The sequence below is a fragment of the Malikia spinosa genome (genome assembly GCF_002980625.1).
Lineage (GTDB): Bacteria > Pseudomonadota > Gammaproteobacteria > Burkholderiales > Burkholderiaceae_C > Malikia > Malikia spinosa.
In genome coordinates this window covers 55,823-68,622 of record NZ_PVLR01000024.1, presented here as the reverse complement: position 1 = coordinate 68,622, position 12,800 = coordinate 55,823, and the positions used below count along the sequence as shown (strand labels likewise).

General features: G+C 66.6%; 12 protein-coding genes. 6 read left to right on the top strand and 6 right to left on the bottom strand.

What is annotated here, in order from left to right; all coding sequences use genetic code 11:
* Positions 1 to 78 precede the first annotated feature (78 nt).
* Positions 79 to 528: a hypothetical protein gene (locus C6P61_RS09405; RefSeq protein ID WP_211296956.1), complete on the top strand. Its 450-nt coding sequence runs from the start codon at positions 79 to 81 to the stop codon at positions 526 to 528.
* Between the two features lie 10 nt (positions 529 to 538).
* Here the strand turns inward: C6P61_RS09405 and C6P61_RS09400 are convergent, their stop codons facing one another.
* The 4 genes from C6P61_RS09400 to C6P61_RS09385 form a co-directional block, all read right to left on the bottom strand.
* A complete protein-coding gene (locus tag C6P61_RS09400; protein WP_105729670.1) occupies positions 539 to 1,018 on the bottom strand; it encodes a SixA phosphatase family protein in 480 nt (159 codons plus the stop codon).
* On the bottom strand, positions 1,015 to 3,090 hold the full coding sequence (ppk1, locus tag C6P61_RS09395; RefSeq protein WP_105729669.1) for a polyphosphate kinase 1: 2,076 nt from the start codon (positions 3,088 to 3,090) through the stop codon (positions 1,015 to 1,017). Before ppk1 ends, C6P61_RS09400 begins: the two co-directional genes overlap by 4 nt.
* An 86-nt stretch (positions 3,091 to 3,176) precedes the next feature.
* Positions 3,177 to 4,040: a UDP-2,3-diacylglucosamine diphosphatase gene (locus C6P61_RS09390; protein ID WP_105729668.1), complete on the bottom strand. Its 864-nt coding sequence runs from the start codon at positions 4,038 to 4,040 to the stop codon at positions 3,177 to 3,179.
* Complete coding sequence (locus tag C6P61_RS09385; protein ID WP_105729667.1) at positions 4,040 to 4,882, bottom strand: GNAT family N-acetyltransferase; 843 nt, start codon at positions 4,880 to 4,882, stop codon at positions 4,040 to 4,042. Before C6P61_RS09385 ends, C6P61_RS09390 begins: the two co-directional genes overlap by 1 nt.
* Before the next feature lie 234 nt (positions 4,883 to 5,116).
* Here C6P61_RS09385 and lplT point away from each other — a divergent pair, with 234 nt between their 5' ends.
* Positions 5,117 to 6,340 carry a lysophospholipid transporter LplT gene (gene lplT, locus C6P61_RS09380; protein ID WP_105729666.1) on the top strand — a complete coding sequence of 408 codons (1,224 nt, stop codon included), beginning with the start codon at positions 5,117 to 5,119 and terminating at the stop codon, positions 6,338 to 6,340.
* On the opposite strand, the gene C6P61_RS09375 is transcribed toward lplT, so the two are convergent.
* Positions 6,321 to 7,562: a glycosyltransferase family 4 protein gene (locus C6P61_RS09375; protein WP_342352619.1), complete on the bottom strand. Its 1,242-nt coding sequence runs from the start codon at positions 7,560 to 7,562 to the stop codon at positions 6,321 to 6,323. The genes lplT and C6P61_RS09375 overlap by 20 nt on opposite strands.
* Before the next feature lie 176 nt (positions 7,563 to 7,738).
* Here C6P61_RS09375 and C6P61_RS09370 point away from each other — a divergent pair, with 176 nt between their 5' ends.
* The gene (locus C6P61_RS09370) at positions 7,739 to 8,341 is read left to right on the top strand and encodes a hypothetical protein (protein ID WP_105729788.1); all 603 of its coding nucleotides are present in this window, start codon (positions 7,739 to 7,741) and stop codon (positions 8,339 to 8,341) included.
* Between the two features lie 169 nt (positions 8,342 to 8,510).
* Here C6P61_RS09370 and C6P61_RS09365 read toward each other — a convergent pair whose 3' ends face one another.
* A complete protein-coding gene (locus C6P61_RS09365; RefSeq protein WP_105729665.1) occupies positions 8,511 to 10,160 on the bottom strand; it encodes an aminotransferase class III-fold pyridoxal phosphate-dependent enzyme in 1,650 nt (549 codons plus the stop codon).
* A gap of 57 nt (positions 10,161 to 10,217) precedes the next feature.
* Here C6P61_RS09365 and asd point away from each other — a divergent pair, with 57 nt between their 5' ends.
* From asd to C6P61_RS09350, 3 genes are read left to right on the top strand one after another with little or no spacing between them, the layout of a single operon-like run.
* Positions 10,218 to 11,111 (top strand): archaetidylserine decarboxylase, encoded by an 894-nt coding sequence (gene asd / locus C6P61_RS09360; protein ID WP_105729664.1) that lies wholly within the window; start codon positions 10,218 to 10,220, stop codon positions 11,109 to 11,111.
* Entirely contained in the window at positions 11,098 to 12,291 is a 1,194-nt protein-coding gene (locus tag C6P61_RS09355) for a glycosyltransferase (RefSeq protein WP_105729663.1), read from the top strand. The genes asd and C6P61_RS09355 overlap by 14 nt, the downstream gene beginning before the upstream one ends.
* A complete protein-coding gene (locus tag C6P61_RS09350; protein WP_105729662.1) occupies positions 12,288 to 12,767 on the top strand; it encodes a GNAT family N-acetyltransferase in 480 nt (159 codons plus the stop codon). Before C6P61_RS09355 ends, C6P61_RS09350 begins: the two co-directional genes overlap by 4 nt.
* Positions 12,768 to 12,800 lie beyond the last annotated feature (33 nt).

The window sequence follows — 12,800 nt, the reverse complement described above, 5'->3', positions numbered from 1 at the left end:
AATAAGCTACAAATAAGAAAAACAAACACCGGATATATTGTTTATACTGTTAGCATAGTTAATAGCAGGTGCAAGCCCATGAATTCAAGCAAGAAAACCAAGCCCGAAGTCGCCAACGACAAGGACAAGAAGCCCAAACTGGTGCGCGACAGCTTCACGATCCCGAAGGAAGAATACGCGGCCATCGAGAGTCTCAAGATCCGTGCCATGACCATGGGCCTGGCAATCAAGAAGAGCGAGTTGCTGCGCGCCGGGCTGATGGCGCTGACGGGCCTGAGCGATGCCAAGCTCAAGACGATGCTGGTGGCGGTGCCGACGCTCAAGACCGGCCGCCCTTGCGCGCCGGACAGCGCTGCGGTGGCCGCGCCCGCTCAGGCCGAACCGGCACCCCAGGCCGCCGCGGTATCGACCCTGCCTGATGCAACGCCAGCCGCCGCCAAGGTGCCGGCCGCGCGCAAGAGCCGCAAGCCCAAGGCCGTGCTCGCCAGCAGCGCCGCCGCGGCACTGCCCGAGTCGAAGCAGGCCTGAGGCGGGTTCCTCAGAGAAATTCCGGGCTCTGGACCGTCAGGATGACGGTCTGGCTGACCCCGTTGCGCTCGCGCTGGTGCAGCCACCAGAGAGCGCCCTTCTTGATCGAGCATTCCTGCTCGGACAATCCCAGCAGCCGCGCCACGACCCGGCCCAGCGTCGGCTGATGGCCGACGATCAGGGTCGGATGCTGCAGCTGCGGCCACTGCACCAGTTGCAGCAGGTCATCCGGGCTGGCATCGGGGCGCAGCGCGTCGCTGAGCCGGTACTTGCGCCCCAGCGCCAGCACGGTCTGCTCGGTGCGCACGGCCGGGCTCGACCAGATCCGCGCGTCCTCGGGCAGGTTGCGCGCCAGCCAGTTCGACATGCGGGCGGCCTGCTTCTCGCCCTTGGCCGTCAGCCGGCGCGACAGGTCGCTGCCGCCGGTCTCCTCGTTGTCGGCCAGGTCCTCGGCCTCGGCGTGGCGCCACAAGATCAGGTCTGCATTCATGCCTTTCCTCCATAGCGCGCCATCAGTTGGGCTTGCGCCGAATGCGCGTGCGCGCGCGATTTGCTGTTGACCCCCTGGGCCCGGAGGTAGACGCCGTCGGGCTGCAGCAGCCAGGCGTCGGTGTTGTCGGCCAGGCTCATTTCCAGGCATTCGTCGATGATGCGTCGGCGCAGCGACGGATCCGTGACAGGCCAGGCCAGCTCGATGCGGCGCAGCATGTTGCGGTTCATCCAGTCGGCGCTCGAGAGCCACAGGTCCTCCTGCGATCCGGTCTGGAAGAAGAACACGCGCGAATGCTCGAGCAGCCGGCCGATGATCGAGCGCACCCGCACATTGTCGGTATGACCCGGCACGCCGGCGGGCAGGATGCAGGCACCGCGCACGATCACGTCGACCTTGACCCCGGCCTGCGAGGCCAGCGCCAGCGCGCGCGCCAGCGGCTCGTCGGTCAGGGCATTCATCTTGAGCACGATGCGGGCGGGCTGCCCCTCGCGCGCGGCCTGTGTCGCGGCCTCGATCCGGTCGAGCATGGCCTTGTGCAGATGGAACGGCGCGATCAGGGCTTTTTGCAGCCGCGACAGCCGGTTCTGGCTCGCCAGGTGCAGGAAGATCTGCTCGAGGTCGCTGGTCAGCGCCTCGTCGGCCGTCAGGTAGCTCAGGTCGGTGTAGAGCTTGGCCGTGCCGGGGTTGTAGTTGCCGGTCGAGACCTGGGCATAGCGGCGCAGGCGGCCCTGCTCGCGCCTTGTTACCAGCAGCATCTTGGCATGGGTCTTGAGCCCGACGATGCCGTAGACCACCTGCGCGCCGACCGATTCGAGCAGCTCGGCGTTGTTGATGTTGGCCTCCTCGTCGAAGCGCGCCTTGAGCTCGACCACGGCCGTGACTTCCTTGCCGCGGCGCACCGCCTCGCGCAGCAGCTCGGTCATCTCGCCCTTGCTGCCGGAGCGGTACAGGGTCTGCTTGATCGCCAGCACGTTCGGGTCCTCGACCGCCTCGCGCAAGAAGTCCAGCACCGCATCGAAGCTCTCATAGGGCTGGTGGATCAGCACATCGCCCTGCTGCAGCCGGTCGAAGAAGGACTGGCCCGGTGTCAGCTGGATCGGCCAGCTCGGCTGGTAGCGCGCAAAGCGCAGCTCGGGCGCATCGACCAGGTCGATCAGCTGGGTCATGCGGACCAGGTTGACCGAGCCGGCCACCTTGTAGAGCGCCTCGGGCGGCAGGTCGAACTGCTGCAGCAGGAAGTCCGACAGGAAGTCCGAGCAGCCGGCAGAGACCTCGAGCCGCAGCGCGCGGCCGTAATGGCGGTGCTGCAAGCCCACGCGCAGCGCGGTGCGCAGGTTCTTGACCTCCTCCTCGTCGACCGCGAGGTCGGAATGGCGGGTGACGCGGAACTGCGAGAACTCGGTCACCTGGCGGCCCGGGAACAGGTCACCCAGATGGGCGCGGATCACGCTCGAGATCGAGACGAAATGCACCTGGCGCGAACCCTTGACGCCCGGCATGCGCAAGAAGCGCGGCAACGACCGGGGCACCTTGACGATCGCGATCTCGTTCTCGCGGCCAAAGGCATCCCGCCCCGACAGCCGCACGATGAAGTTGAGCGACTTGTTGGCCACCTGCGGGAAGGGGTGCGCCGGATCGAGCCCGACCGGCAGCAGCAGCGGCTGCACTTCCTGGGTGAAGAACTCGCGCACCCAGCGGCGCTGGCGCAGGTTGCGCTCGCCATGCGGCACGACCTTGATGCCGCGTTTTTCCAGCAGTGGCAGCAGCTCGCTGTTGTAGATCTGATATTGCTGATCGACCAGGCGATGCACATGTTCCGAGATCGCGGCATAGCTCTGCACCGTGACCGGGCCGCGCTGCTCGTTGCTCAGGCGCGCGCTCAGGTGCGGCTCGAAGCGGACCTCGAAGAACTCGTCGAGGTTGGAGGAGACGATGGTCAGGTAGCGCAGCCGTTCGAGCAGTGGCACCTCGGTCCGGCGCGCCCAGTCCAGCACGCGCTCGTTGAAGGCCAGGATGCTCTGGTCACGATCAAGGAAGGACACGCGGGACAAATGGGTAGCGACTGTCATGAAAATCTGGCGGAATTCCGGAAAAACCTCGCATTATCCCCAGATATCATGCCTAGCATGATGAAAAAATGATGACAAAGGCCTAATCAAGGCTCGGCAGTGGCTGTTTTTCCCGGCAAGACCGCGGACTTGGCATCCTGGGCCAGGACCCGCTCGTCGGGCCAGTGCACGATCTCGAGCCGGCCGTCCTGGTGCTCGACCAGCGCCGTCAGGCTCTCGACCCAGTCGCCATCGTTGCAATACAGCGTGCCATTGATGACGCGCATCTCGGCGCGGTGGATATGGCCGCAGACCACGCCATCGAGGCCGCGCTTGCGCGCCTCGGCGGCCACGGCCGACTCGAAGCTGCTGATGAAATTGACCGCGCCCTTGACCCGGTGCTTGAGGTATTGCGACAGCGACCAGTAGGGCAAGCCCAGACGCGCGCGCAGGCTGTTGAGATGGCGATTCAGCCGCAGCGTGAACTCGTACAGCGTGTCGCCCAGATAGGCCAGCCACTTGGCGTACTGGATCACGCCGTCATAGAGATCGCCATGCACCACCCACAGGCGCTTGCCGTCGGCGGTGGTGTGGATGGCCTCGGTCACGACCTCGACGCCGCCAAAATGATGATCGACGAAATGGCGCACGAACTCGTCGTGATTGCCCGGCACGAAGATGACGCGGCAGCCCTTGCGTACCCGGCGCAGGATCTTCTGCACCACGTCGTTGTGCTCCTGCGGCCAGTACCAGCGCCGGCGCAGCTGCCAGCCATCGATGATGTCGCCGACCAGATAGAGATGATCGCTCGGATTGGACTTCAGGAAGGACAGCAGCGCCTTGGCCTGGCAGCCCTGGGTCCCCAGGTGGACATCGGAAATGAAGATGCTGCGCAGCCGCGCAGCCGACTCGCCGTGCGGCTCGGTGGCGGCGCTTTCACCACGACCCTCGAACAGATCGGCGGTACGCATCAGACCCCCAGGAAATGCTTGCGATAGCGCTGCGGCAGCTCGGCCAGGCGCATCATCATCGGCAGATCGGCGGCGTTGAAGTCCGGGTCCCAGGCCGGCGCGCCCAGCACCTTGGCGCCCAGGCGCAGGTAGCCCTTGATCAGCGCCGGCGGTTCGACGTCCAGGCTGTCGTCGAGCTTGTCGACCGGCAGCGGCAGGCGCGGGCGCACATGGTATTCGATCGCGGCCAGATGCTTTTCGCGCACCTGGCGCCAGATGCTGGCCGCTGCGTGGCCGCCGCCGATGATGCCGTGCGGGCCCTCGTATTGCATCGGGATGCTGGCGCAGCCGATCATGGTGTCGAGGTCGTTGCGCACCATGAAGCCGGCCAGCGCGCCCCACAGCGCCATGATCACGCCGCCATGGCGGTGCTCGGGATGGACGCAGCTGCGACCGAGCTCGACCATCTTGTCGCGCAGCATGCGCAGCCGGGTCAGGTCGAATTCGGTATCGCTGTAGAAGCTGCCGACGCGCTTGGCCTGGGCCGGAGTCAGCAGGCGGTAGGTGCCGATGACCTGGCGCGTTGCGCTGTCGCGCACCAGCAGGTGTTCGCAGTAATCGTCGAACAGGTCGATGTCGTGGCCCGGCACGGTCTTGGGCAGGCGCGCGCCCATCTCGCCGGCAAAGACCTCATACCTCAGACGCTGCGCTTCGCGAACTTCGTCTTGATGGCATGCCCAAGCCACTTCGATGCCACCCTTGGACTCAGAAACCGATGGGGTTGCGTCCAAGCCCGGATGAAGTGACCCCCTGGGCAGCGCAAGCGGCGAAAGTTCCAACGTGGGGGTGGGCAGTTCCTTCATCTCGATCTCCTAATGTCATTCAGTTGCATCCCATTCTTGGCCTCGCGCATGACGCCCAAATGGCCGATCGATGAACGATTCGTGACAACACACGCCAAATGCCACTGCCCCCAGCTTCCTTCATACCAGCGTCACGAATCCGCCACGGCCCCGACTTGTCAGCGCCCGATGATCTTCCATCGACCGATCAGATGGAGCGCTATGACAACAAGAGCCACGGGCAAGACTTCAAACATGCCACAGGGGTTTTACTGGCTCATCCTGGCGCAGTTCTTTTCGGCCCTGGCAGACAATTCCCTGCTGATCGTCGCGATGGCTTTCCTGCACGAGCAGGGCTACCCGGCCTGGTGGGCGCCGCTGCTCAAGTTCTCCTTCACCTGGGCCTATGTGCTGCTGGCCCCCGGCGTCGGGCATCTGGCCGACATGGCGCCCAAGGGCTTGCTGATGGGCTGGATGAATGCCGTCAAGCTCGCTGGCGCCCTCACCCTGCTGGCCGGACTGCACCCGATACTGGCGTTCGCGCTGATCGGCATGGGCGCCTCGGCCTATGCCCCGGCCAAGTACGGCCTGATCACCGAGACCGTGCCGCCCTCGCGCCTGGTCGCGGCCAATGGCTGGCTCGAAGTGACCGTGGTGCTGTCGGTACTGCTCGGTACCGGCCTGGGCGGCCTGCTGGTGTCCGACTTCGCGGTCGCAGGGCTGAGCCAGCTCTGGCCGAATCCACCGAGCTGGTGGGTCGATACCCGCCTGGCCACAGCGTTCGCGCTGGTGCTGGCGCTCTACCTGCTGGCGGCGCTGCTCAATATCGGCGTGCCCAGGCGGGCGGCCCGGCTGCCAGTCGCGCGGCTGCAACTGCGCCCGCTGCTGCAGGACTTTCGCCAATCCAACCGCCAGCTCTGGCTCGATCCACTGGGCGGACTCTCGCTGGCGGTCACTACCCTGTTCTGGGGCGCGGGGGCGGTACTGCAGTTCGCCGTGCTGCGCTGGGCCCAGGACGTGATCGGACTCGCGCTCGACCGCGCCGCCTATCTGCAGGCCTGCGTGGCGATCGGCGTCGTGGTCGGGGCCGGCCTGGCGGCGCATCGCATCGCGCTGAATCGCGCCGCCACCATGTTGCCCTGGGGCGTGGCGCTGGGCCTGCTGGTGGCGGCCAGCTCGCTGCTGACGGCGCTCGAATGGGCGCTGCCCCTGCTGGTCGTGACCGGTGCCGTCGGTGGCCTGCTGGTGGTGCCGATGAACGCGCTGCTGCAATACCGCGGCCACCGTCTGCTGAGCCCGGGCCGCTCGATAGCGGTCCAGGGCTTCAACGAGAACCTCAGCGTGCTGGTGATGCTGGGCCTCTACACCCTGCTGCTCTGGCTCGGCCTGCCGATCGTGCCGCTGATGGTGGGCTTCGGCCTGCTGCTGGCCGCTGGCATGGCCGCCCTGATGCTGCAGCTCAGACTGAAACGAGCCTGAAGCCCGAAGCCCCGAGCGCCTGCTGCTCGATCAGGCGCTCCCAGATCGCCTCGACCTGCAGGCAGATATGGCTCCAGTCCAGCGCCAGCGTCGAGGCGCGCGCGCCCTGGCGCAGCCGCGCGACCAACTGGCGGTTGCCCGCCAGATCGATGGCACGGCGCACGAAGGCATCGGGGTCGCCAACCGGCGCCAGCAAGCCGTTCTCGCCATGGTGGATCAGTTCGGCCGCAGCGGCATAGTCGTAGGCCAGCACCGCCAGGCCGCTGGCCAGCGCCTCGGGCGTCACGTTGCCATAGGTCTCGGTCAGGCTCGGGAACAGGAAGCAGTCGGCGCTGGCGTAATGCTCGGCCAGGTCGGTGCCGCTGCGCGAGCCGGCCAGCACCACCTCGGGGCAGCGCTGCTGCAGCGCTGCCCGATCCGGGCCGTCACCGACCACGACCAGGCGCAGCGCGGGGTTGACCTGACGCATGGCCTCGTAGCTGCGCAACAGCAGCTCCAGATTCTTCTCGGGCGCGATGCGGCCGACCGACAGCACCACCTGCTCACCCTCACGCACGCCCCAGGACTCGCGCAAGGCCGCGCTGCGGCGGGCCGAGTCGAAGCGCTGCGTGTCGACACCGCGCGCGACCACCAGCAGGCGCTCGAAGCCCATCGCCTGCAGCTCGGACTGCAGCGAGGCAGTCGGCACCATGGTGCAATGGGCCTGGTTGTGAAAGCGCCTGAGGTAGGCGGCGATCGGCTTTTGCAGCCAGCCAATGCCGTAATGGCGGCTGTAGGCATGGAAATTGGTGCGGAAATCCGTGCTGACCGGCAGCTTGAGCTTGCGCGCGGCCTGCAGCGCCGACCAGCCCAGCGGCCCCTCGGTCGCGATATGCACCAGGTCGGGCCGGCGCAGGGTCCAGAGCCCGAGCAGCGCGCGCTTGGCCGGCAGGCCCATGCGCAGGTGCGGGTAGCGCGGTATCGGCAGACCGCGCATCAGCACCTGCTCGGTCGGGTCCTGCTCGCCTGGTCCGGCATCGACAGCGGCCTGGCGCGGGCGCACCAGCTGGATGTCGTGGTGGCGTGCCTGCAGCCCGCGCACCAGCCGGTCGATGGTCAGCGCGACGCCGTTGACTTCGGGCGGATAGGTCTCGGTGACCAGGGCCACGCGCAGGGAACGGCGCTCGGGGGCGAAGTTTTCGACCAGCAGCGGGTCGCTCAGGGATTGCATCATGGCAGTCATGCTCAGCCCGCTTGATGACAGGCCTGCGACAAGCGCCGCCGTGCTGTCACGCTCCGATGCGACAACGGCATGAAGCCCGGCGCACTGTCACCGTGATTTCACGCAGCCTGACCATGATCGATTGCGACCGCCCCGACCGGCGGGCAATCCTCACTCACCGAAAGAAGGACAACGGCGTGAAAGAATTTCTGCAAGACCTGCGAGTGCAGCGTTGGGACGACCATCGCTACTACCACCACAGCCGCATCAACCAGACGCTGCACCTGATCAGCGCGATCAGCTTCCTGCTGGCCTACGCCCTGGTATTCACCGATCCGGCCATGGCGGCACTGGTGGCCTGGCTGGTCTCGATGCTGACCCGACAGAGCGGCCATTTCTTCTTCGAGCCCAAGGGCTACGACGAAATCAACCAGGCCACGCACGAATACAAGGAAGACATCAAGGTCGGCTACAACCTGCAGCGCAAGGTGGTGCTGATGGCGATCTGGGCGTTGTCGCCGCTGCTGCTGCTGTGGCAGCAAGACCTGTTCGGCCTGATCGAACCCCATGCCGACTGGCGCGGCTTTGCCCACAACGTCGGCCTGATGTGGCTGGCGGTCGGCGTTGGCGGCCTGGTCTTTCGCGTGCTGCAACTGTTCGCGCTCAAGGATCTGCGCACCGGCCTGGTCTGGGCCAGCAAGATCCTGACCGACCCCTTCCACGACATCATGCTCTATCACAAGGCACCGCTGTACCTGCTGCGCGGCCAGCTGCTCGACCCGGGCCACAAGGCCAGCTGATCCTCTGCCGCGGGCCTGGTGGCCCGCTCGCGCGCCCTGCCGGGCAAGCACCAAAAAAGCCGCTTCGACTTGAGATCGAAGCGGCTTTGCTACTTCAGGACTGCCTGCGGAGCCAGGCAAACAACGACGTACGAACAACTCATGGTAGCTCGCACGTCAACTCTCCTGCTCAGTGCCAACCCAGCTTGTGGGCCAGCATCTCGCGCAGCAGCCGGCGCCGGATCGCCTTGTGCGTCAGTCCGGGCGCAGTCCACCACCAGCCGTCAGCCTGCATGCGCCGGCCTGCCTCGATGAAACGGCGCGTGACCTCGGCCATGTCGGCGTCGCTGTAGTTGAGGCTGAAGATGAAACGGCCGGTGCCGACCCAGCTCAGCGCCAGGCCCTGCTCGCGCAGGTAATACTGCAGCAGCCAGTGGTAGCGCGAAGGTTGGGTGTAGTTGACGGTCCAGATGCTGGAGAGCGCCTCGACCTGCAGCGGCATGCCGGCCTGCTGCAAGGCCTGGTTGAAGGCCTGGACGCGCGCGCGCCAGCGCTCGTCCAGGCCCTGGTAGATCGCCTGCACCTCGGGCGTGCGCAGCCGGCGCAAGAAGGCATGCATGGCCCCCATCACATAGGGATGGGCATTGAAGGTGCCGCGCGCAAAGCACAGGTCGGCCGGGCGCTCGGGCTTGAAGCGGCGCATCAGCGCCGCCTTGCCGCAGACCACGCCGACCGGAAAACCGCCGCCCAAGGACTTGCCGTAGATCACCAGATCGGCCTGGACGCCGAAATACTCCTGCGCGCCGCCCGCTGCGAGCCGGAAGCCGACAAACACCTCGTCCAGGATCAGCACGATGCCGCGCTCGCTGCAGACCTGGCGCAGCTGGCGCAGCCAGTCGGTGTAGGCGGCGCGGTCGAAGCCGGCGCTGCGGCTGCCGTCGACCAGGGTCGAGTCGCCCGGCGCGTTGCGGTTCGGATGCAGCGCCTGCAGCGGATTGACCAGCACGCAGGCGATGTCCTTGCGCGTGCGCAGCACCTGCAGGGCACGCGGGTCCATGTCATTGAGCGTATAGGTCTCGCGCGGCGGCAGCGGATTGCCGGGGCCGGGCTGCACATCCTCCCACCAGCCATGGTAGGCGCCGGTGAAGCGCACCAGATGCTTCTTGCCAGTGTGATAGCGCGCCAGCCGCACCGCCTGCATCACGGCCTCGGTGCCCGACATGTGAAAACTCACCTCGTCCAGGCCCGAAATCTCGCGCAGCCAGTCGATGTTCTCGGCCACGCAGGGGTGATAGCCGCCCAGCACGGGACCGAGCGCAGACCCGAGGCGGGCGCCCTCCTCCATGCACTGCTTGTAGAAATCGACGCCGAAGATGTTGACGCCGTAGGAGCCGGCCAGGTCGTAATAGCGCTGGCCGTCGAGGTCCTGCAGCTGCACCCCCTCGGCAGACTGCCAGAAAGCGCCCACCGGCAACTGCTCGCGCACATAGGCGCTGAACTGGAACGGCACGCGGTAGCGCCCGGTCAGCTGCAGGTCGGACAGGCCCTCGCGCGCCTGCGCCGTCAGCGCCAGCGAGCGCGGCGCACCCTGGCGCAGGCTGCTGGAGAGCCGCGCGAAACCGGCCCGGCGTCGGGTCTGCACCTCGAGCGGCGCGTCATCGACGCCGAAGAATTCATCCTCGCCATAGGAATAGCCCGGCAGCAGGCGCGCGATGCGCTTGGCCATGCGCGAATGCCCGGCCAGCGAGGGGTGCTTGGCGCGCGAGAGCTGGAGTCGCCGGCGCAGCCAGGGGAAACCAGCCACCAGGGCGCCGGCGGTCATTGCGATCTCAACGGACATGTCATGAGCCTTTCAAAGTGAACGGTGACAGTTGTACGCATCGCTTTTGACAAGACCATGAATAAACACCGACTGCGCGACCGCCTACTGCTGCAGGAAGACCTGAACTTCCTGCTGACCAACCGCGTACCCCGCATCGCGCTGACCCATCTGATGGGCTGGTACAGCCAGCTGCGCAGCCCGCTGCTGACCCGGTTCTCGATCGCGGTCTGGCGCCTGTTCACCGAGCTCGACCTCAGCGAAGCCAAGCAGCAGCAGTTCGACAGCCTGCACGACTGCTTCACGCGCGAGCTCAAGGCCGGTGCGCGACCAAGCGACCCGCGCCCCGGGATCATCGCCAGCCCGAGCGACGCCATCGTCGGCGCCTGCGGCCAGCTCGATGGTACGCGGGCGCTACAGGCCAAGGGCATGGACTACCCGCTGCACGAGCTGCTGGGCTCGCGCGAGCTGCCCGCGCGCTTTGCCGGCGGCAGCTATGTCACCCTGCGCCTGACCTCGAGCATGTACCACCGCTTCCATGCGCCGCACGACATCGAGGTCGACCGCGTGACCTATATCTCGGGCGACACCTGGAACGTGAACCCGATCGCGCTCAAGCGGGTCGAGCGGCTGTTCTGCCGCAACGAGCGCGCGGTGATCGAGGCCAGGCTGCAGTCCGACGGTACACCGCTGCTGCTGGTGCCGGTGGCAGCGATCCTGGTCGCCAGCATGCGCTTGACCTTCATCGATGTGCTGCTGAACCTGCGCTACCGCGGACCCAATGTGATCCCCTGCCAGGCCAGGCTGGCCAAGGGACAGGAAATGGGCTGGTTCGAGCATGGCTCGACCATCATCGTGATCACACCGCCCGGCATGGAACTGGCCGACGGCATCGCCAGCGGCAGCCGGCTGCGCGCGGGCCAGGCCTTGCTGCGCCGGTCAGAGCCAGGAGCGCCGCATGAGCACGATTGACCTGGTCTACTTCAATGCCGGCGGTGGGCATCTGGCCTCGGCGCAGGCGCTCTCAGGCGTGCTGCAGGCACAGGGTTCGCACTGGCAGGTGCGCCTGGTCAATCTGTTCGAGGTGCTCGACCCGCAGCAGCGGTTTCGCAAGCTGACCGGCAGCGCGCCCGAGGACTGGTACAACCGGCGCCTGGCGCGCGGCTGGACCCTGGGCATGGCGCAGGAGCTCAAGCTGCTGCAGGGCCTGATCCGGCTGGCCCACCCGAAGCTGACGCGCCAGCTGCAGCAGCACTGGCTGCGCACCGAACCCGATATCGTGGTCTCGCTGATACCCAACTTCAACCGCGCGCTCCATGAGAGCCTGGACTCGGCGCTGCCGGGCCGGCCCTATGTGACCGTGCTGACCGACTTAGCCGACCTGCCGCCGCATTTCTGGATCGAACCGGGCCAGGCCCAGCATTTCATCTGCGGCACGCCCCGGGCGGTCGAGCAGGCCCGCGCCCAGGGCCATGCCGAAGACCGCATCCACGCCACCTCGGGCATGATCATCCGGCCTGACTTCTACCGCCCGAAAATGGCCGACCGGGCCAGCGAGCGGGTCCGCCACGGCCTGGACCCGCAGCGCGAGACCGGCATCGTGATGTTTGGCGGCCATGGCTCCAAGGCCATGCTGGGCATTGCGCGCCGGCTGGCCGAGCAGCAACTGATCCTGGTCTGCGGCCACAACCGCGCGCTGGCCCGGCAGCTGCGCGCCGAGCAGGCCGCGGCACCGCGGCTGGTGGTCGAGTTCAGCCGCGACATCCCCTACTACATGCAGCTGGCCGACTACTTCATCGGCAAGCCCGGCCCGGGCAGCCTCAGCGAGGCGGTGCAGCAAGGTCTGCCGGTGATCGTGGTCGACAACGCCTGGACCATGCCGCAAGAGCGCTACAACGCCGACTGGGTGCGCGAACAGGGTGTGGGCGTGGTGCACAACAGCCTGCGCACCCTGGCTGACGCCGTCCAGCAGCTGACGGCCAGGCTGGATGACTACCGGGCCAATGTCAGCCGGATCGACAACCAGGCCCTGTTCGAGATCCCGCCCCTGCTGAGCCAGATCCTCGAGCGCTCGCGCGTGGTCGAGGGACTCCTGAAAGCCCATTGCGCCAGCCAACGCCACCACCCAGTCAACCTGGAACATCAGTCATGAGCGAAACCCCGCAAATCTCACCACTGGACCCAGCCGACAGCGAGGCCATGAACGCTGCAGCGACCGTGCTTGTCAATGCCTTCAACGAGCCGGGACGCTACAGCATCGAGCGCATCAAGGCGGTGCTCGCGCCCATTGATGCGCCCTTCTACCAGCGTTTCTTCATCGCCCGGCTGGAGGGCGAGGTGGTGGGAGCAGGCGGCATCAAGGCGGCAGACTGGGCCTCGAACACGCATGTGTTGTATCTGTCTGCAGTCGCCGAGCAGGCGCGCGGTCGCGGCATCGCCCGCGCGCTGGTGCAGGCCCGCATCGACTGGGTACGCAGCCAATACCCGACGGGGACCTTGCTGGTCTCGACCCGCCACCGCAAGCGCTTTGCCCAGCTCGGCTTCCATCCACTCGGTGAGCCGGAAGAGTTCGGACGCACGCTGATGATGTTGTCCCTGGGCAAGGCAATCAGCCAGTCGCCCAGGTGAACCGTAGCGCCATCTCCCGCTGACAGCGCTGAC

Excerpts from the sequence above, each read along its gene's own strand:
- C6P61_RS09405 (WP_211296956.1), top strand. The coding sequence starts at position 79 with ATGAATTCAAGCAAGAAAACCAAGCCCGAAGTCGCCAACGACAAGGAC.
- C6P61_RS09400 (WP_105729670.1), bottom strand. The coding sequence starts at position 1,018 with ATGAATGCAGACCTGATCTTGTGGCGCCACGCCGAGGCCGAGGACCTG.
- ppk1 (WP_105729669.1), bottom strand. The coding sequence starts at position 3,090 with ATGACAGTCGCTACCCATTTGTCCCGCGTGTCCTTCCTTGATCGTGAC.
- C6P61_RS09390 (WP_105729668.1), bottom strand. The coding sequence starts at position 4,040 with ATGCGTACCGCCGATCTGTTCGAGGGTCGTGGTGAAAGCGCCGCCACC.
- C6P61_RS09385 (WP_105729667.1), bottom strand. The coding sequence starts at position 4,882 with ATGAAGGAACTGCCCACCCCCACGTTGGAACTTTCGCCGCTTGCGCTG.
- lplT (WP_105729666.1), top strand. The coding sequence starts at position 5,117 with ATGCCACAGGGGTTTTACTGGCTCATCCTGGCGCAGTTCTTTTCGGCC.
- C6P61_RS09375 (WP_342352619.1), bottom strand. The coding sequence starts at position 7,562 with ATGACTGCCATGATGCAATCCCTGAGCGACCCGCTGCTGGTCGAAAAC.
- C6P61_RS09365 (WP_105729665.1), bottom strand. The coding sequence starts at position 10,160 with ATGTCCGTTGAGATCGCAATGACCGCCGGCGCCCTGGTGGCTGGTTTC.
- asd (WP_105729664.1), top strand. The coding sequence starts at position 10,218 with ATGAATAAACACCGACTGCGCGACCGCCTACTGCTGCAGGAAGACCTG.
- C6P61_RS09355 (WP_105729663.1), top strand. The coding sequence starts at position 11,098 with ATGAGCACGATTGACCTGGTCTACTTCAATGCCGGCGGTGGGCATCTG.
- C6P61_RS09350 (WP_105729662.1), top strand. The coding sequence starts at position 12,288 with ATGAGCGAAACCCCGCAAATCTCACCACTGGACCCAGCCGACAGCGAG.